17 protein-coding genes are annotated in these 17,127 nt (G+C 73.7%); 10 read left to right on the forward strand and 7 right to left on the reverse strand.

The genetic code is table 11. The features are described 5' to 3' along the window. Positions 1 to 45 precede the first annotated feature (45 nt). Positions 46 to 1,071 carry an Lrp/AsnC family transcriptional regulator gene (locus E1291_RS20240; RefSeq protein WP_131739403.1) on the forward strand — a complete coding sequence of 342 codons (1,026 nt, stop codon included), beginning with the start codon at positions 46 to 48 and terminating at the stop codon, positions 1,069 to 1,071. A gap of 172 nt (positions 1,072 to 1,243) precedes the next feature. On the opposite strand, the gene pcrA is transcribed toward E1291_RS20240, so the two are convergent. The 4 genes from pcrA to dhaK all read right to left on the reverse strand — a co-directional run bounded on the left by pcrA (position 1,244) and on the right by dhaK (position 5,701). Then, positions 1,244 to 3,523, reverse strand: coding sequence for a DNA helicase PcrA (gene pcrA / locus E1291_RS20245; protein WP_207400829.1), 2,280 nt, complete (start codon positions 3,521 to 3,523; stop codon positions 1,244 to 1,246). A gap of 155 nt (positions 3,524 to 3,678) precedes the next feature. Beyond that, positions 3,679 to 4,062 (reverse strand): dihydroxyacetone kinase phosphoryl donor subunit DhaM, encoded by a 384-nt coding sequence (gene dhaM / locus E1291_RS20250; RefSeq protein WP_131739404.1) that lies wholly within the window; start codon positions 4,060 to 4,062, stop codon positions 3,679 to 3,681. Further along, positions 4,044 to 4,709, reverse strand: a complete 666-nt coding sequence (gene dhaL, locus E1291_RS20255; RefSeq protein WP_165495206.1) for a dihydroxyacetone kinase subunit DhaL — start codon at positions 4,707 to 4,709, stop codon at positions 4,044 to 4,046. Before dhaL ends, dhaM begins: the two co-directional genes overlap by 19 nt. Beyond that, entirely contained in the window at positions 4,706 to 5,701 is a 996-nt protein-coding gene (gene dhaK / locus E1291_RS20260; RefSeq protein ID WP_131739406.1) for a dihydroxyacetone kinase subunit DhaK, read from the reverse strand. The genes dhaL and dhaK overlap by 4 nt, the downstream gene beginning before the upstream one ends. A 116-nt stretch (positions 5,702 to 5,817) precedes the next feature. Between dhaK and E1291_RS20265 the strand changes: the two genes are divergently transcribed. The 5 genes from E1291_RS20265 (at position 5,818) to E1291_RS20285 (ending at position 10,626) form a co-directional block, all read left to right on the forward strand. Then, a complete protein-coding gene (locus tag E1291_RS20265) occupies positions 5,818 to 6,561 on the forward strand; it encodes a PIG-L deacetylase family protein (protein WP_207400830.1) in 744 nt (247 codons plus the stop codon). Positions 6,562 to 6,711: 150 nt separating this feature from the next. Then, entirely contained in the window at positions 6,712 to 7,170 is a 459-nt protein-coding gene (locus tag E1291_RS20270; protein ID WP_131739407.1) for an SRPBCC family protein, read from the forward strand. Positions 7,171 to 7,364: 194 nt separating this feature from the next. Beyond that, positions 7,365 to 8,273 (forward strand): serine hydrolase, encoded by a 909-nt coding sequence (locus tag E1291_RS20275; protein WP_165495207.1) that lies wholly within the window; start codon positions 7,365 to 7,367, stop codon positions 8,271 to 8,273. A gap of 83 nt (positions 8,274 to 8,356) precedes the next feature. Continuing rightward, positions 8,357 to 9,280 carry a TIGR03564 family F420-dependent LLM class oxidoreductase gene (locus E1291_RS20280; RefSeq protein WP_131739409.1) on the forward strand — a complete coding sequence of 308 codons (924 nt, stop codon included), beginning with the start codon at positions 8,357 to 8,359 and terminating at the stop codon, positions 9,278 to 9,280. A gap of 161 nt (positions 9,281 to 9,441) precedes the next feature. Next, entirely contained in the window at positions 9,442 to 10,626 is a 1,185-nt protein-coding gene (locus E1291_RS20285; protein ID WP_131739410.1) for an FAD-dependent monooxygenase, read from the forward strand. An 85-nt stretch (positions 10,627 to 10,711) separates the two neighbouring features. Here E1291_RS20285 and E1291_RS20290 read toward each other — a convergent pair whose 3' ends face one another. The 3 genes from E1291_RS20290 to E1291_RS20300 form a co-directional block, all read right to left on the reverse strand. Beyond that, positions 10,712 to 11,443 (reverse strand): DUF4190 domain-containing protein, encoded by a 732-nt coding sequence (locus tag E1291_RS20290; RefSeq protein ID WP_131739411.1) that lies wholly within the window; start codon positions 11,441 to 11,443, stop codon positions 10,712 to 10,714. A gap of 319 nt (positions 11,444 to 11,762) precedes the next feature. After that, positions 11,763 to 12,404 (reverse strand): LuxR C-terminal-related transcriptional regulator, encoded by a 642-nt coding sequence (locus E1291_RS20295; RefSeq protein WP_278045274.1) that lies wholly within the window; start codon positions 12,402 to 12,404, stop codon positions 11,763 to 11,765. After that, positions 12,401 to 13,582 (reverse strand): ATP-binding protein, encoded by a 1,182-nt coding sequence (locus E1291_RS20300; protein WP_207400831.1) that lies wholly within the window; start codon positions 13,580 to 13,582, stop codon positions 12,401 to 12,403. Before E1291_RS20300 ends, E1291_RS20295 begins: the two co-directional genes overlap by 4 nt. Before the next feature lie 142 nt (positions 13,583 to 13,724). Here E1291_RS20300 and E1291_RS20305 point away from each other — a divergent pair, with 142 nt between their 5' ends. The 4 genes from E1291_RS20305 (at position 13,725) to E1291_RS20315 (ending at position 16,995) form a co-directional block, all read left to right on the forward strand. Beyond that, positions 13,725 to 15,170, forward strand: a complete 1,446-nt coding sequence (locus tag E1291_RS20305) for a PspC domain-containing protein (protein WP_165495208.1) — start codon at positions 13,725 to 13,727, stop codon at positions 15,168 to 15,170. After that, positions 15,163 to 15,417, forward strand: coding sequence for a hypothetical protein (locus E1291_RS20310; RefSeq protein ID WP_131739413.1), 255 nt, complete (start codon positions 15,163 to 15,165; stop codon positions 15,415 to 15,417). The genes E1291_RS20305 and E1291_RS20310 overlap by 8 nt, the downstream gene beginning before the upstream one ends. 57 nt (positions 15,418 to 15,474) lie before the next feature. After that, positions 15,475 to 15,576 carry a putative leader peptide gene (locus E1291_RS45145; RefSeq protein ID WP_370771005.1) on the forward strand — a complete coding sequence of 34 codons (102 nt, stop codon included), beginning with the start codon at positions 15,475 to 15,477 and terminating at the stop codon, positions 15,574 to 15,576. A gap of 96 nt (positions 15,577 to 15,672) precedes the next feature. Continuing rightward, positions 15,673 to 16,995, forward strand: coding sequence for a dicarboxylate/amino acid:cation symporter (locus E1291_RS20315; RefSeq protein ID WP_165495209.1), 1,323 nt, complete (start codon positions 15,673 to 15,675; stop codon positions 16,993 to 16,995). Positions 16,996 to 17,127 lie beyond the last annotated feature (132 nt).

Genomic DNA, 17,127 nt, shown 5'->3' on the forward strand with positions numbered 1-17,127 from the left:
TGCGGAGCCTTTCCATCCACAGCCTGGGGATAGATGATTTCTTCCATGACGAGCGACCAGCCGAGGAAAACGACCGCACTGGACGATCTGGATCGGGCCGTCATCCACGCGCTCCACCTCGACGGCCGTGCCCCGTTCAGCCGGATCGCCGAGGTACTGGAGGTCTCCACGCAGACGGTGGCGCGCCGCTACCGGCGCCTGCGCGCCGAGGCCGGGCTGCGCGTCGTCGGGCTGCCCGGCGGTGTCAGGGGCGGGCTCACCCAGTGGATGATCCGGCTGACCTGCGCGCCGTCGGCCACCCGGCCGCTGGCGCAGTCACTGGCGCGCAGGCCCGACACGTCCTGGGTGAAGCTGACGTCGGGCGGCACGGAGATCTTCACGATCGTCCACGCACCGGCGGACGCGGCCGACGCGCACGCCATGCTCCTGCATGACATTCCGCGCAAGACGGGTATTACCGGTGTCTCCGCACACTGCCTGCTGCACACCTACCTCGGCGGCCCCACCGCCTGGCGCGGGATCCTCCAGGCTTTGGACGAGGGACAGCAGGCCCTCCTGCGGCGGCCCCGCCCCGCCGAGGACGGCGACGCCCCCGGCCCGGCGGACCAGGCACTCCTGGACGTCCTGCGCCGGGACGGCCGCGCCACCCACGCCGAGCTCGCGGCCGCGACCGGCTGGTCCCCCGCGACCGCCGCCCGCCGCCTCGCCGCCCTGCGCGCCTCCGGCGCGGTCTTCTTCGACCTGGACGTGGAGTCCGCCCTGTTCGGCGTCGCCACGCAGGCGCTGTTGTGGATGTCGGTCGCTCCCGCGCGGCTGGACGAGGTCGCCACGACCATCGCCCGCCACCACGAGATGGCCGTCGTCGCCGCCACGACGGGCCCCACCAACCTGCTCGCCGAGGCCCTCTGCTCCGGCCCCGCCGACCTCCACCACTACCTCACGCACCGCCTGGCCGCCCTGGAAGGGATCCACACCCTGGAGACGGCGCCCGTCCTGCGGATCCTGAAACGCACCGGCACGGTCACGCCGGAGTTCCGGGCCCGGACGACGGCTCAGCCGACGCGGGCGTAACCGGCGTAGGGGAAGGATCCATCGGACCACGCCCATGGGCACGGTCTCCAAGCCCCCTTAGGCCGCGCTGGACCCGCTTCCGGCGCTTCCGGGGCCCCGGTCACCCGGGCGGGCCACGCTCAAGGTCGTAGACCGCGCTCCACCCCGTCGGCGACCCGGCCGCCGGTGGCGGTCAGAGCTTCTCGACGGGCGCGTAGCGCAGGACGAGGCGCTTGACGCCGTACTCGCCGCCGAAGTCGACGCTCGCGGCGGCCCGGTCGCCCGCGCCGTCCACCGACACGACGGTACCGAGGCCGAAGGAGTCGTGGGTGACCTTGTCTCCCGGCGACAGGGCCGGGACGTCGCGGGTGCCCGGGGAGCGGACGCCGGGGCGCGCCGCCATCCGGGACATCGCCGGGGACGACGTCGAGGACGCCTCGCGCTCCCAGTCCACGAGCGTCCTCGGCACCTCGCCGAGGAACCGGGACGGCGGGTTCACCTGGGGGGCGCCCCACGAGCTGCGCATCGCGGCCCGCGACAGGTACAGGCGCTGCCGGGCCCGGGTGATGCCCACGTAGGCGAGGCGGCGTTCCTCTTCGAGCTCCTTGGGGTTGCTCATGGCGCGCAGGTGCGGGAAGACGCCGTCCTCCATGCCGGTGAGGAAGACGACCGGGAACTCCAGGCCCTTGGCGGTGTGCAGGGTCATCAGGGTGACGACGCCCTGCTCGGTCTCGTCGGGCTGCTCGCCGGGCGGGACGGGCGCGCTCTTGGCGCCGCCCGGGATGGAGTCGGCGTCGGCGACCAGGGCCACCTGCTCCAGGAAGTCGGCGAGCCTGCCCTCCGCCGACTCGCCGTCGAGGCGCTCCTCGAACTCGCGGGCGACGGCCTCCAGTTCCTGGAGGTTCTCGATGCGCGTCTCGTCCTGCGGGTCCTTGGACGCCTGGAGCTCGGCGAGGTAGCCGCTCTTCTGGAGGATCTGATCGACCAGGTCGGCGGGGGTGGCGGACTCGGCGGCGGCGCGCAGGTCGTCCAGCAGCGCGACGAACTCGCGGACCGCGTTGCTGGAGCGGGTCGCCATGCCCGGGACGTCCTCGGGACGGCGGAGCGCCTGCCAGAAGGAGATCCGCTCGCGGGACGCGTGCGCCTCGACGCACGCCTCGGCGCGGTCGCCGATGCCGCGCTTGGGCACGTTCAGGACGCGGCGCAGGGAGACGGTGTCCTCGGGGTTGGCGAGGACGCGCAGGTAGGCCAGGAGGTCGCGGATCTCCTTGCGCTCGTAGAAGCGGACGCCGCCGACGACCTTGTAGGGCAGGCCGACGCGGATGAACACCTCTTCGAAGACACGGGACTGGGCGTTGGTGCGGTAGAACACCGCGACGTCGCCCGGACGGGCGTCGCCCCGGTCGGCGAGCTTGTCGACCTCGTGGGCGACGAACGCGGCCTCGTCGTGCTCGTTGTCGGCCACATAGCCGGTGATCTTGTGGCCCTCGCCCTGGTCGGACCAGAGCTTCTTGGGCTTGCGGTCGGCGTTGCGCTCGATGACCGCGTTGGCCGCCGACAGGATCGTCTGGGTGGAGCGGTAGTTCTGCTCCAGCAGGATCGTGGTGGCCTGGGGGTAGTCGCGCTCGAACTCCAGGATGTTGCGGATCGTGGCGCCGCGGAACGCGTAGATCGACTGGTCGGCGTCGCCCACCACGCACAGCTCCGCCGGGCCGGCGCCCTCGTCGCCCGCCGGGCCGGAGACGGCCGCGGTCAGCTCCCTGACCAGCTCGTACTGCGCGTGGTTGGTGTCCTGGTACTCGTCGACCAGGACGTGCCGGAAGCGGCGCCGGTAGTGCTCGGCGGCCTCCGGGAACACCTGCAGCAGGTTGACCGTCATCATGATCAGGTCGTCGAAGTCCATGGCGCCTGCCTGCTGGAGGCGGGCCTGGTACATCTCGTACGCCTCGGCGAGCGTCTGCTCCATGTGGGTGGACGCGCGGTTCTTGAACGTCTCGTAGTCGATCAGCTCGTTCTTCAGGTTCGAGACCTGGGCGCTGAAGGACTTGGGCGGGTACCGCTTGGGGTCGAGGTCCAGCTCGCGGCAGACCAGCGCCATGAGGCGGTTCGCGTCGGCCTGGTCGTAGATCGAGAAGCTCGTCGGGAAGCCCAGCCGCTTGGCCTCGCGGCGCAGGATCCGCACGCAGGCCGAGTGGAACGTCATCACCCACATGGCGCGCGAGCGCGGGCCGACGAGCGCGTCGACGCGCTCCTTCATCTCCGCGGCGGCCTTGTTGGTGAAGGTGATCGCCAGGATCTGCCCGGGGTGGACGTCCCGCTCGCCGAGCAGGTGGGCGATGCGGTGGGTGAGCACGCGGGTCTTGCCCGACCCGGCGCCCGCGACGATCAGCAGCGGGCCGCCGGAGTGCACCACGGCGGCGCGCTGCTGCGGGTTCAGGCCATCGAGCAAGGGGTGAGCTTCGGTCTTCGACATCACGTGCGAGTGTACGGCGCGGCGGCGACGTTTTCGGCGTGCTCGCCCGGACCGGCCACGCGGCGGGGCCGGTGACGGACTCCGTCGCGGGGCCCGGCGGGGGCTCCGCGACGGGCCTCCGCGACGGCGCTCCGCGACGGGGCTCGGCCGGCGGCTCAGGTCTTGCGGTGGTCGCGGGCGGACTCGGCCGCGGCGAGCACGTCGTCCAGCCCGGCGCCGGTCGCGGCCATCGAGGCGGCGGCGACGGCGCCCTCGACCAGCGGCGCGTCCGCGAGCCGCACCGCGGCCCCGGCGGCGTCCTCCAGGTAGGTCTTGGCGGTGAGGACGGAGCTGCCGATGTCGGTGAGCAGCAGCACCCCGTCCCCGCGGTCGGCGGCGGCGACGGCGCGTTCCACCAGGTCGATGCTGGTACCGAGGCCGCCGTCGGCGTCCCCTCCGGCGGGTTCGACCACGGCCTCGCCGACCCCCATCACGCGGGCCAGCTCGGCGACGCCCGCGGCGAGCGTGCGGCTGTGCGAGATCACGACGAGCCCGACCATGCGTCCCCTCCCCCTTCCATGGTCACGTCGGCCAGGGCGCGCAGGATGAGGGCGGTGGACGCGGCGCCGGGGTCCAGGTGACCGGCGCTGCGCGGCCCGAGGTAACTGGCGCGGCCCTTGCGCGCCTGCAAGGGGACGGTCGACTCCGCTCCCTGCGCGGCACCGTCGGCGGCGGCGCGCGCGCACGCCGCGATGTCGGCGCCGCCCGCGAGCGCGGCCTCGTACGCGGTGACGGCCGGGACGAGCGCGTCCACCATCGTCTTGTCGCCTTCGGCGGCCTGCCCGAGTTCCTGGACGCCCTCCAGCGCGGCGGTGAGCGCGGCGCCGAGCGCGGCGGCGTCCAGCTCGTCGCCGCCGGTCTCGGCGAGGGCCTTGCCCGCGCGGCGCAGCGCCGTCCCGTAGAGCGGGCCGGACGCGCCGCCGGTCTTGGACACGATCGCGCGGCCGGCGGCGATCAGCACCTTGGCGGGCGTGGTATCGCCGGGGAGCGCGTCGACGGCGGCGACGGCGGCGGTGAAGCCCCGGTCGAGGTTGAGGCCGTGGTCGCCGTCGCCGATGGCGGCGTCCAGCCGGGTGAGCCGCTCGGCGTCGGCGGAGACGAGGTGGGCGGTGTGCCGGATCCAGCGGGCGGCGCCGGCGGCGTTCACCGTCCCCACCTCAGCGCGGGCGTCTCGACGGGCGCGTCCCACAGCCGCGTCAGCTCGGGCGTCAGCCGGCACACGCTGACCATGCACCCGGCCATCTCCAGGCTGGTCACGTAGTTCCCGACCAGGGACCGCGCGACCGTCGCGCCGTGCGCGGCGAGCCAGCCGTGCGCCGCCGCGCACGCGATGTACTGCTCGATGAGCGGGGTGCCGCCCATCCCGTTCACCAGCAGCAGCACCTCGGCCCCGGAGAGGGGCATGTCGGCGTCGATCGCGCTCAGCGCCGCGTCGACGATCTCGTCGGCGGTGCCCGCCGCGACGCGCTCGCGGCCCGGCTCGCCGTGGATGCCGATACCGAGCTCCATCTCGTTCTCGCCGAGCTCGAACGTGGGCGCGCCCGCGGCCGGGACGGTGCACGGCGACAGCGCCACCCCGAAGGACCGGCTGCGCTCGTTCACCTCGCGCGCCGCGTCCGCGACCGCCGCGAGGGCCGCGCCCTCCTCGGCGAGCGCGCCCGCGATCTTCTCCACGAACAGGGTGGCGCCGGTGCCGCGCCGGCCCGCGGTGTAGGTGCTGTCCTCCACCGCGACGTCGTCGTCCACCACGACGGAGGCGACCTCGATCTCCTCGTCCTCGGCCAGTTCGGCGGCCATCCGGAAGTTCAGCACGTCACCGGTGTAGTTCTTCACCACGTGCAGGACGCCCGCGCCGCCGCTCACGGCCATGGACGCGGCGATGATCTGGTCCGGGACGGGCGAGGTGAACACCTCACCGGGGCACGCCGCGTCGAGCATCCCGTGGCCGACGAACCCGGCGTGCAGCGGCTCGTGCCCGGAGCCGCCGCCCGACACGAGCGCCACCTTCCCGGCCCGCGGCGCGTCCGCCCGCACGACCGTCCCGCCCACCGGGTCGACCCGCAGCGAGGGATGGGCCGCGGCGATGCCGCGCAGCGCGTCGGAGACGACTCCCGCGGGCGCGTTGATGAGTTTGCGCATGTCTCTGCTCTACCCCGCCACACCGCCGGCTCCCAGACCCAATCCGATCTTCCCCGGCCCGGAGGTTCGGCCCCCGGCCACCGCGATACGGGTTGGGCGGCCGGAGCGAGCCGCATATGGTTGAAACTGTGACCAACGTTCTGGACGACAGTGAGCTGCAGCGGATCCTCGCGGTGATGGCACATCCCGACGACGTCGACTTCGGCTCCGCCGGAGCGGTGGCGGGCTGGACCGACCGGGGCATCGAGGTGGTGTACCTCATGGTCACCGATGGTGACGCGGGCGGTTTCGACGATGGGATCACGCGGGCGGAGATGGCGGCGCTGCGCCGCGAGGAACAGCGTGCGGCGGCCAAGTGCGTGGGCGTCGGGGACGTCCGTTTTCTCGGGTATCCGGACGGGCTGGTGGAGGCGACGCTCGATCTGCGCCGCGCCATCTCCCGGGTGATCCGGCAGGTGCGGCCCGACCGGGTGCTGATGCCGAGCGCGGAGCGCAACTACGAACGGATCTATCCGAGCCACCCGGACCACCGGGCGGTCGGGGCGGCGGCGCTGGACGCGGTGTACCCCGACTCGCGCAACCCGTACGCCTTTCCCGAGCTGCTGGCCGACGAGGGTCTGGAGGCGTGGACGGTCCGCGAGGTGTGGACCACGGGCGGGCCGGTGGCGAACCACTACGTCGACGTCACCGAGCAGTTCGACCGGAAGGTGAACGCGCTGCGGGCGCACGCCAGCCAGACGGGGCGCATGGGCGACGAGCTGCCGCGGATGGTGCGCGGCTGGCTGTCGGCGAACTCGCGCGCGGCGGGGCTCGCCGAGGGGCGGCTCGCCGAGTCGTTCCAGGTCATCGGGACGGCCTGAGCCGGCCCCGGCGGGTCGGCGCCGCGCAAAGACCTCCCCTCACGTGCCGTAATCGGCCGCGGACAGGGAAGGAACCCCGGTCGTAGGCGTGCGGGCGGCACCCGCGCCGATGCGGGACCGGCGTGGGTGATCCGATTCGGGGGGGTCGTGATGCCGCAGCAGATCGAGGCCACCGCCACGTCCTTCGCCGCGCCCGAGGTGATCTTCAAGCATCTGTGCGTGGTGGAGGCGTGGGGCGAGTGGGGCCGGTTCCTGCGCCGGGCGCGGCGCGAGCGGCCGGGGGACGAGCACCCGAACGGGGTGGGGGCGGTACGGCTCCTCCCGCCGCGGCGCGAGGAGGTCGTGGTCTACGACCCGCCGCGCCACTACGGGTACGTCGTACTCGCCGGGCCGCCGCCGCGCGGCTACCGCGTGGACGTCACGCTGGAGGCGTGCGGCACCGACACGCTGATCCGCTGGCGGGGGGCGTTCGACCCGGGCCTGCCCGGCAGCGGGACGGTCACGGCGGCGATGCTGCGGCGGCGGCTGGCCGCCTACGCCCGGCGGGTCGCCCGGCATTCCGAGCGCTGTGAGCCCGGGTGCCCGGCTCGGCTGCCCTGCCCGCTCTGACCGTCCTCCCGCACCCCGTTCACGCGCGCCGGGGTCACGCGGCGGGCCGGGGCCGTCCCGCGAAACGGCATCGGACGGCAAAGAGTCCGTACGGCGCGCTCGCCGAGGCGTGATCATCCGAGCCGGGCCGGGTAGGGCCGCCAATGATCATGGCGGCCCGGGGAGCGGCCGCCGTCGCACGGATCGGGGGATCGATGCGACGCCATCTCACCGTGCTCGTTCTCGCGGCGAGCGCCATGGCGACGGCCGGGGCGGGTCTGGCGGCCCGCCGGTTCGTCTTCGACGGCCCGGACCGCGGCCCGGCCGCCCGGACGGGCGTCGCGGGGCCCGGCGGCCCGGCCGCGGAGGGGGCCCCGGCGGCGGCGATCGTACGCCGGCGCCCGTTCGACGCGGCGGCGCTGCGGACGGCGGTGCGCGGCTACCTGCGCGGACGGCCGGGCAGGGCGGGCGTGATGGCGACGGACCTGCGCACGGGGCTGTCCTTCGGGGAGAACGAGAGGGGCCGGTTCGTCACCGCCAGCATCATGAAGGTCGACATCCTGGCCGGTCTGCTCCTGCAACGGCAGGGGACGGGACGGGGCCTGTCGGGCGGCGAGCGGGAGCTGGCCACGCGGATGATCACTGAGAGCGACAACGTCGCCGCCGACGCGCTGTACGCCGAGTCCGGGTACGGGCCGGGCGTCGCGCTGGCCAACCGGAGCCTCGGCCTGCGGCGGACGACGCCGTACGCGCGGTCGTGGGGGTCGTCGATCACGACGCCCGCCGACCAGGTGAGCCTGCTGCGGAGCCTGGCGACGTCGCGGAGCCCGCTCGGCGCGCCCGGCCGCGAGTACGTCCTCAGCCTGATGGGTTCGGTGCTGGAGGAACAGGCGTGGGGGGTCAGCGCGGCGGCGCGGCCGGGTGAGCGGGTCGCGCTGAAGAACGGCTGGACGCCCCTGCGCCACCAGGGCGTCGGGTGGGCGGTGAACAGCATCGGCCGCGTCACCGGGCCGGGGCACGACTTCCTCCTGGCGGTGTGCAGCGGCGACACCCCGACGATGGGGTCGGGGATCACGACCGTCGAGCACCTCGCCGAGATGGTGACGTCCGCGATGCGGGGCTGACCGCCGTGCACGGCACCGTCCGGCACGCGGAAACGCCCGTGCCGCAGGGGAATACGTGACGCGCGTCACGGGCTGATCAGCACATGGGAATCGGAGTGGTCATCGAAGCGTCCGCCGAGGGCAACCGGGTGGACGACAGCGTCGCCGCGGCGAAGAGGGCCGCGGAGGCCGGAGTGGACTCGGTCTGGTTCGGCCAGCGTTTCGACCATGACTCGATCGGGCTCGCGGCCCTGGTGGGACGGGAGGTGCCGGGGGTCGCCGTCGGGACCTCCGCCGTGCCGATCTTCGCGCGGCACCCGATCCTCGTCGCCTCGCAGGCACAGACCGCGCAGGCGGCGACGCACGGCCGGTACAGCCTCGGGATCGCGCTCGGCGCCAAGGCGTTCGTCGAGCCGGTGTTCGGGGTGGCGCACGAGCGGCCGATCAAGCGGCTGGCCGAGTTCCTGACGGTGCTGCGCTCGCTCACCGAGACCGGCACGGCCGACTTCCAGGGCGAGACGCTGACCGCGGCCCCGCCGATGCCGACGAACGTCCCGGGCGCCGAGCCCCCGCTGCCGCTGCTGGTCGCGGCGATGGGGCCGCAGGCGCTGCGCGTCACCGGCGAGCTCGCCGACGGCACGCTCCCCTATTTGGCCGGTCCGCGGGCGCTCGGCGAGCACATCGTCCCGGCGATCACCGCGGCGGCGCGGGGGGCTGGCCGCCCGGCTCCGCGCGTCGTCGCCCTCGTCACCGCCGTGGTCAGCGGCGACGTCGACGCCACCCGGGAGGCCGCCGCCGCGTCCCTCGCCTTCTATGACCAGGTGCCGTCGTACCAGCGGGTCGTCGCGCTGGAGGGCGCGTCGAAGGCGGCGGAGCTGGCCGTCGTCGGTGACGAGGAGACGGTGTCGGCGGAGATCCGCCGCTACTTCGACGCGGGCGCGACCGACGTCGTCGTCACCGGCACCGGCCTCGGCGGCCCGGACGGCGAGGCGAGGACGCTGCGGCTGCTGGGCGAGCTGGCGGGCTGACCGGTCTCTGGCAGGGCGGTCCGCGCGGGGGGCCGCCCTGCCAGTCCTTATCAGTCGCCTGTCAGCGCGGGGGCGGCGCCCGTGACCATGTTGTCAGCACCCTGTCAGCCCGTGCGGCGACGCTTCAGGCACGTGTTCGAACGGCCTGAAGGAGTGCGACGATGCGGAACACGAGGGTCCTGATCTCCGGAGCGAGCATCGCGGGTACGGCCGCGGCGTACTGGCTCGACCGGCGCGGGTGCGCGGTCACGGTGGTGGAGCGGGCGCCGGGGCTGCGGCCGGGCGGCCAGGCGATCGACGTGCGGGGTCCCGCGCTCGACGTCGCCGAGCGGATGGGCGTGCTCGGCGAGCTCCGGCGGCTGCGCACCGACCTGCGGGGCATGTCGGTGACCGGGCCGGACGGCGCGGAGCTGATGCGCACCACCGGATGGACGGCGAGCGGCGGCGACCTGAGCTCACCGGACGTGGAGATCCTGCGCGACGACCTGGCCGGGCGGCTGAAGGCCGCGGGCGGCGACGGCGCCGAGTACCTCTTCGACGACTCGATCGCGGGGCTGGAGCAGGACGAGGACGAGGTCCGGGTCGTCTTCGAGGGCGGCGCCGCCCGCACGTTCGACCTGGTCGTCGGCGCGGACGGGCTGCACTCCAACACCCGGCGGCTCGTGTTCGGGCCCGAGGAGGACTACGTGAGCCACCTCGGCTCCCACGTCGCCGTGTGGACGGCGCCGAACATCCTCGGCCTCGACCGCTGGCAGCAGGCCTTCCTGGTCGAGGGGAACGAGTGGGGCGCGATGGCGATGAGCGTCCGCGGCAACACCGAGCTCCGCGTGTACATGGGCTTCGGCACGTCGGACGCGCCCGCCTCCTACGACCCGCGTGACGTCCGGGGACAGAAGCTGCTGCTGGCCGAGCGGTTCGGCGGCGCCGGCGGGGACGTGGCGCGGCTCCTGGCGACGATGGAGGACGCGCCGGACTTCCATCTCGACGCCCTGGCGCAGATCCACATGGACGCCTGGTCGCGGGGGCGGGTCGTGCTGGTCGGCGACGCCGGGTACTGCGGGTCGCCCGCGTCCGGGCAGGGCACGAGCATGGCGATGGTGGGCGCGTACGTGCTGGCGGGCGAGCTGTGGGCCGCGGACGGCGACCACGTGAGGGCGTTCGCGGCCTACGAGGACGAGCTGCGCGGGTTCGTGACGGAGAACCAGAAGCTCGCCTTGTCGAACATCGACCGTATGCGGGAGCAGCTCGTCCCGGGGGCCGCCGACGACGGCGCGGAAGCGGAGTTCTGGGAGCACCCGGAAGACTTCACCAAGGTCGTGAACTCCTACGAGCTTCGGGACTACTGACCGGGGCGGTCGCGTGACCGGCGTCCCGGGTCCGGCCCCAGGACCGGGCGGCGGGCCGGCCGCCCAGCGCGGGACGGGAGAACCGTCAGGCGTGGATCCGTCGGGTGAGCTTCTTGCCCTTGGTGGCGTGAACGGCGACGCAGGTGACCATCCGGTCGCCGGCCGTCCACGACTCCAGCGTCGGGTAGTAGAAGGAGCGGGCGAGGCTCGCGGCGGCGGGATCGCGCCGGAGCCGGGGGGCCATCAGCCGCTTGCAGCCGCTGGACGCCCGCTGGCTCAGCTCCCGCTCGCTCGGGAAGGTCGAGGCGGTGAGCCGGAAGGTGGCGAGCACCTCGCCGTCGTGCGGGGCGGTGCACGACACGACCTTGACGCTCTCGACCTCCACCGGCGCCTGCTCGGAGGCCGAGGTGCCGGTGGTGTCGTTGATGCAGTCGCCGATCTTCATCTTCTTGGCGTCGACGTCCTTGGGCTTGGTCACCGTCACCTTGGGCAGGGCGCCCACCCCTCCGCCCTTCTTGGGGCCGGGGTCGTCACCGCCGACCAGGGAGTAGATGACGACGCCGCCCACGATCCAGACGCACGACAGCGCGATCCCGGCGATGGCCATGCCGCGGCCCTTGCCGCCGCGCTTGCCGATCTGGACCAGCGCGATCGCACCGAGGATCGCGCCGAGGACGCCGAAGCAGCCGAGCAGGCCGGTGACGAGGCTCGCGACGGCGAGCCCGTTGGTCCGGTCGGCGTCGGACCGGTGACCGGGTCCATAGGACGGGCCGCCCGGCATGGGAGGGAAGGACGGGTCGCCCGGCGCGCCGGGCATGGGAGGCGGCGCCCCCTGCTGCGGGGGCGGGGGCGGGGGCGCCGGAGGGGGCGGGGGATCGATTCCCGGTTGCCCGGGACCTGAGGGGTACGTCATGGGGAGCGACTGTCCCATAGACGCCACCGCGAGGCGATCATGATTTCGGAAAGCGGGCGTGACGTGTTCCGCACGCCCGGGTGCGAACCGTGACATCCGAAGGTGAGCGGTCCGGCCCCGCCCGGCGGGCCGGGCCGACCCGAAACGGCCGGGTCCGGCCATCCGAACCTGTCATCCGGACCGGCCGCCCGGCCCGGCGGCGCGGTATCGCGGGGGCCCCGGCTCAGACCAGGCGGCGGGCCGCCGCCCAGCGCGACAGCTCGTGCCGGTTCGACAGCTGGAGCTTGCGCAGCACGCTGCTGACGTGCGTCTCGACCGTCTTGACCGAGATGAACAGCTCCTTGGCGATCTCCTTGTAGGCGTAGCCGCGGGCGATCAGCCGCAGCACGTCCCGCTCCCGCTGGGTGATCTGGTCCAGCTCCGGGTCGACGGCGGGCGCGTCGGTGGCGGCGAACGCGTCCAGCACGAACCCGGCGAGCCGCGGCGAGAACACCGCGTCGCCGCCGGCCACCCGGTCGATCGCGTCGGTCAGCTCCGGGCCCGAGATCGTCTTGGTGACGTACCCGCGCGCGCCGCCGCGGACGACGCCGATCACGTCCTCCGCCGCGTCCGACACCGACAGGGCCAGGAACCTCGCCCGGACGGCGCCGTGCAGGCGGCGCAGCACCTCGATGCCGCCGCCGCCCGGCAGGTGCACGTCCAGCAGCACCACGTCCGGCTGCACCGCCCTGATCACGGTGACCGCCTCGTCCACGTCGCCCGCCTCGCCGACGATCTCCACGCCGCCGCCGATCTCGGCCTTGACGCCGGTCCGGAACATCTGGTGGTCGTCGACCAGCACGACCCGCCTCAGCGTCTCGCTCACGACTTCCTGATCTCCAAACGCACCTCGGTGCCCTCGCCCGGCGCGGTGCGGACCGTCGCCCTGCCTCCGTTGCGCTCCATACGTCCGATGATGGACCCCCGGACGCCCATCCTGTCCTCCGGGACCTCGTCGAGGTCGAACCCCTTGCCCCGGTCGCGGACGAAGATGGCGATCTCGTCGCCCGCCACCTCCGCGTACACCGACACCGACGGCGCCTCGGCGTACTTCGCGGCGTTCACCATCGCCTCCCGCGCCGCCTGCAACGTCGCGCCGAGCCGCTCGTCCAGCGCGGTGTCGCCGACGCAGACCACCTCCATCGGCACGCCGTGGTCGTCCTCGACCTCCCCGGCGGTCTCGCGGATCGCGGCGGCGAACGTCCGGTCGGGGTCGGCGCGCGGCTCGTACAGCCAGGTGCGCAGCGTCCGCTCCTGGGAGCGGGCGAGCCGCTGCACCTCGCGCGTGTCGTGCGCGTTCCGCTGGATGAGCGTGAGCGTGTGCAGCACCGAGTCGTGGATGTGCGCGGCCAGCTCGGCGCGCTCCTGCGAGCGGATCCGCTCGTGCCGCTCGGCGTCGAGGTCCTGCCACAGCCGCACCACCCACGGAGTGACGATCACCGCGACCCCGGTCAGGATGATCAGCATGGCGATGACGACGGAGCGGGCCTGCCCGGCGTCCACCTTCTGCGCGACGAACCCGCCGATGCCGCCGACGACCAGCAGCAGGCCGAGCAGGCTGCGCAGCCACCGCTGGCGCAGCGGCAGCACCCACCGCTGCCGCTGGTCGCGGTCGGCCTGCTGCCACAGGATCGCCGCGCCGACCCCGCCGACGATGAACGGCCACAGCGCCCACTGCACGATCCCGGTGCCCCACGGCAGCGCCGCCAGCCCCACGGTGACCGCCGAGTAGGCCAGGAGCTGCCCCCAGTCGCGGCGGCGCTGCGGCGGCCCCGCCTCCGTGTCCGCCTCGGCGCGCGGGACCAGCACCCAGAACGCGCCGTACGCGGCGACACCGAGCCCGCTCGCGGCCGTCAGCAGGACGAACGCTGCCCGCACGACGAGGACGTCCACGCCGAGGTGCCGGGCCAGGCCATGGCACACCCCGGCCAGAAGCCGCCCGTTCACGGCGCGCTCCAGCCGCGGCGCGGACCGCGCCACGCCGTTCACCTCCGTCGTTTCCATGGTTCCTTCCGATCCCCCACGGCACCGATCGTCACACGCACGCGTCTGGACCGCATCAGGGGACCGCCCCTGGTTCCGGTCAGGGTCGGGTCAGGGTCCTCCCTGATACCGCGCGTGGGCCGCGCACGACACGATGGTGGTCATGGGCGAGGAGCAGAACGCGACGACCGGACCGCGCGAGCCTGCCTACCGGCGGCTGGCCCGCGACCCCGAGCGGCGGGTGGTGGCCGGTGTCTGCACCGGGCTGGGCCGCCACACCGGCATCGACCCCGTCGTGTACCGGGTCGGGTTCGCCGTCCTCACCCTCGCGCACGGGCAGGGGATCATCCTCTACATCGCGGCGGCGCTGCTGATGCCCGCGCACCCGGCGCGCTGGTCCCCGGCCGAGCAGCTGTGCCGGCGCTGGTTCGACGCGCAGGCGGTGCTGACGATCCTCGGCGCGCTGCTGTGCCTCGGCGTCATCGGCAGCCTGTTCGGCCGGATGTCCACCGACACCATCACGATCGTGGTGGTGTTCGGGCTGGTGCTGCTGGTCTCGTACGCGCGCGGAGTGAACCTGGTGGCGGCGGCGCGGGGCGTCCCCGAGCGGCTGGCGGGCCACCGGCCTTCACCGGACGGGCCGCAGTGGGCGGGCAGCGCGGGCGAGCCGCGCCGCCGCCGGACGGACGGCGGGCTCCCCGAGGGCATGGTCGATCTCGCCACGTACGGGAGCCGCGCGAACGCCCCGTCCGCCACCCTGTCCACCGCTCCCGGTGAGACGGCCGTGCCCACCGAGATCGGCGCGACGGCGGCGGGCGTCACCTCGGGCATCGTCTCAGGCGTCGCCTCGGGCATCGCCGAGACGGACACAGGGCGAGCAGACACAGAACAAGCGGACACGGCCGGAACGGACGCGGCGTGGACGGGCGGACGGCCGGCCGCCGCGGGGCCGGGGGCCTCCGCGGCCTACCCGGCGGCGCGTCCCGAGCGGAGGCGCCCCGCCTCCCCCGCCGCCTCGATCACGCTGCTGGCAGCCATGGCGGCGGGCGCCGCGATGATCCCCGTCGCGCGGTCCCACCCCGCCCCGGACTCCTTGATGCTCGTGATGGCGCCCGCGCTCGCGGTCATCGGCCTCGGCCTCGTCACCGGCGGCTGGCTGCGCACCCGCGGCCTCGCCACGGCCGGCACCGTCCTCACCTTGGCGCTGCTGACCACGTCGGTCGCCGCCGAGGCGCCGAGGGGCGCCGAGTACGGCGAGGTGGAGTGGCGGCCCACCGACGCGGGACGTTCCTTCCAGGAGTACAAGGTCGGCGTCGGCCAGGGCACCCTCGACCTGACGGCGCTTCCCCTCAGACCGGGGCAGCGGATCACCGTCCACGCCGAGGTGATGCTCGGCGGGATGAGCGTCACGGCGCCGGCGACCGCCCGCATCGTCCTCGACGCGCGGGTCCTGCTCGGCGACCTCCAGGTCGGGCCGAAGACGACCAGCGGACCGAACGCCAAGGCCCTTGAGGTCCTGGAGCCCGAGACGACCACGAGCCCGAACCCGCCGGAGATCGTCCTGCGGATCCGGGGCAAGGTGGGGGACGTGGAGGTGGCCCGTGCCTGACAAGCCCGTACCCGGCGAGGGCGCCGCGGCGCCCGCACGCGGGCGCCGGCCGAAGCGCCGGTTCGACCCCGCGGGCCCGTTCACCGGGCTGTTCTTCCTCGCCGTCGCGGCGATCTTCCTCGCCGACGGCCTCTCCGCCGAGCGGATCCTGCGTCCCGCCGTGGCGTTCCCGGTGGTGCTGATCGGGCTCGGCGTCGTCGGCACCGTGCGGGTGCTGACCCGGGCGCGCCGCCGCACCCTTCGCTAATTCCTATCAATGTGGTATAGATCTCTCAGAGATCGGGAACACCCGTTCCGTACCCTCGTGTTGAAGCGATCCGTGAAGTTCTCCGAGAAGAGTGTCCAGCTCGTGGTGCGGCTGCACGTGGACCTGTGCCGCCTCGCCAGCGTGCTGTGTCACGCCTGAGTCCAGCCCCTCGCCCCCTCTTCTCCCTTCCACCCTCCCGCCGTCATGCCCGCCACCCCTGGGCGTGCGGCGCCGCGCGCTCCTGGAGAACCTTCAGTGAACCTCCGTGTATGGAAATGGCAGTTCTGGCAGCAGATCGTGCTGTCCCTCGTCCTCGGCGTCATCACCGGCGTCCTGATCCACAACTTCGCCGACGGCGGCGACACCGCCGAGGACTGGCTCGACCCGTTCGGCGACGTGTACGTGAGCCTGCTCAAGGTCGTCGTCGTCCCGCTGGTGTTCGCCGCGATCGTGGTGAGCGTCGGGCGGCTGCGCGGCGTCGGCGGCGTCGCCCGGCTGACCGCCAAGACGCTCGCCTGGTTCGTGGTCACCTCGGCCATCGCCACCGCGATCGGACTGGCCGTCGCGCTGATCATCAAGCCGGGCAAGGGCCTCGGCAAGCTCGCCAACGAGTCGACCGAGACCGACCCCGTCACCTGGACGCAGGTCCTGCACAACCTGTTCCCGTCCAACATCGTCAAGGCCATGGCGGAGGGCAACGTCCTCGGCGTCGTCACGTTCGCGGTGCTCTTCGGCGCGGCCCTCATCGCGATCGGCGAGCGCGGCGAGCGGCTGACCGGCCTCATCGACGACCTCTACCTCGTCATCCAGAAGGCCGTGTGGTGGGTCGTCCTGCTCACCCCGATCGGGACGTTCTTCCTGATCGCCTCGGTGGTGGCGACCTACGGCCCGAGCTCGCTGAAGCCGCTGGCCAAGTTCACCGGCGCGATCTACCTCGCCGTCGCGATCATGCTGCTGCTCGGCTACCCCGTCCTGCTGCGGGTGTTCGGCCGCGTCAACCCCCTGAAGTTCCTGCGCAACTCCTGGCCGGCGATCGAGTTCGCGTTCGTCTCGTCCTCCTCGCTGGCGACGCTGCCGATCTCGCAGCGGGTGTCCATCGAGCGCAACGGCGTCAAGCCCGAGTACGCGAACTTCGCCCAGCCGCTCGGCGCGACGATCAAGTTCGACGGCTGCGGCGCGATCTACCCGGCCGTCGCGGCGGTCTTCGTCGCCCAGTACACCGGGTTCCACCTGGGCATCGCCGACTACGCGCTGATCGCGCTGGCCGCGGTGATCGGCCAGCTCGGCACCGGCGGCACGCCCGGCCCGGCGCTCGTCGCGCTGACGCTGACCCTCACGACCGTCGGCCTGCCGCTGCAGGCCGTCGGCTACCTCATCGCCATCGACAAGGTCATCGACATGGCCCGGACGGCGCTGAACGTCACCGGCCAGCTCACCGTGCCCATCCTCGTCGCCCGGTCCGAGGGCCTGCTGGACGACGCGGTCTTCAGCGGTCCCCCGGTCGAGCTGACCTCCGGCGAGGCCGACCGGACCCGCGACGTGCGCCGCGAGCCGCCGCCCGCGCCCGCACCCGCCTGACCCGGCCCGACCCGAACCCCCGCCCGCGGCACCGGCGGATTCGAGGAGTCGTCGCAACATCCCTGACCAGGGAGTGCGATGGCCTTCGAGATTCGTCTGAACCGCAAGCCGCAGGGGCGTAAGGCCCTGGTC

It is taken from the genome of Actinomadura roseirufa (assembly GCF_900659635.1).
GTDB classification, from domain to species: Bacteria; Actinomycetota; Actinomycetes; order Streptosporangiales; family Streptosporangiaceae; genus Spirillospora; species Spirillospora roseirufa.

Coding starts and splice junctions, on each gene's coding strand:
- E1291_RS20240 (WP_131739403.1), top strand. CDS start 46: ATGACGAGCGACCAGCCGAGGAAAACGACCGCACTGGACGATCTGGAT.
- E1291_RS20270 (WP_131739407.1), top strand. CDS start 6,712: ATGCCGCAGCAGATCGAGGCCACCGCCACGTCCTTCGCCGCGCCCGAG.
- dhaK (WP_131739406.1), bottom strand. CDS start 5,701: ATGCGCAAACTCATCAACGCGCCCGCGGGAGTCGTCTCCGACGCGCTG.
- pcrA (WP_207400829.1), bottom strand. CDS start 3,523: ATGTCGAAGACCGAAGCTCACCCCTTGCTCGATGGCCTGAACCCGCAG.
- E1291_RS20275 (WP_165495207.1), top strand. CDS start 7,365: ATGCGACGCCATCTCACCGTGCTCGTTCTCGCGGCGAGCGCCATGGCG.
- E1291_RS20285 (WP_131739410.1), top strand. CDS start 9,442: ATGCGGAACACGAGGGTCCTGATCTCCGGAGCGAGCATCGCGGGTACG.
- E1291_RS20305 (WP_165495208.1), top strand. CDS start 13,725: ATGGGCGAGGAGCAGAACGCGACGACCGGACCGCGCGAGCCTGCCTAC.
- E1291_RS20280 (WP_131739409.1), top strand. CDS start 8,357: ATGGGAATCGGAGTGGTCATCGAAGCGTCCGCCGAGGGCAACCGGGTG.
- E1291_RS20300 (WP_207400831.1), bottom strand. CDS start 13,582: ATGGAAACGACGGAGGTGAACGGCGTGGCGCGGTCCGCGCCGCGGCTG.
- E1291_RS20290 (WP_131739411.1), bottom strand. CDS start 11,443: ATGCCCGGCGCGCCGGGCGACCCGTCCTTCCCTCCCATGCCGGGCGGC.
- E1291_RS20265 (WP_207400830.1), top strand. CDS start 5,818: ATGGTTGAAACTGTGACCAACGTTCTGGACGACAGTGAGCTGCAGCGG.
- dhaM (WP_131739404.1), bottom strand. CDS start 4,062: ATGGTCGGGCTCGTCGTGATCTCGCACAGCCGCACGCTCGCCGCGGGC.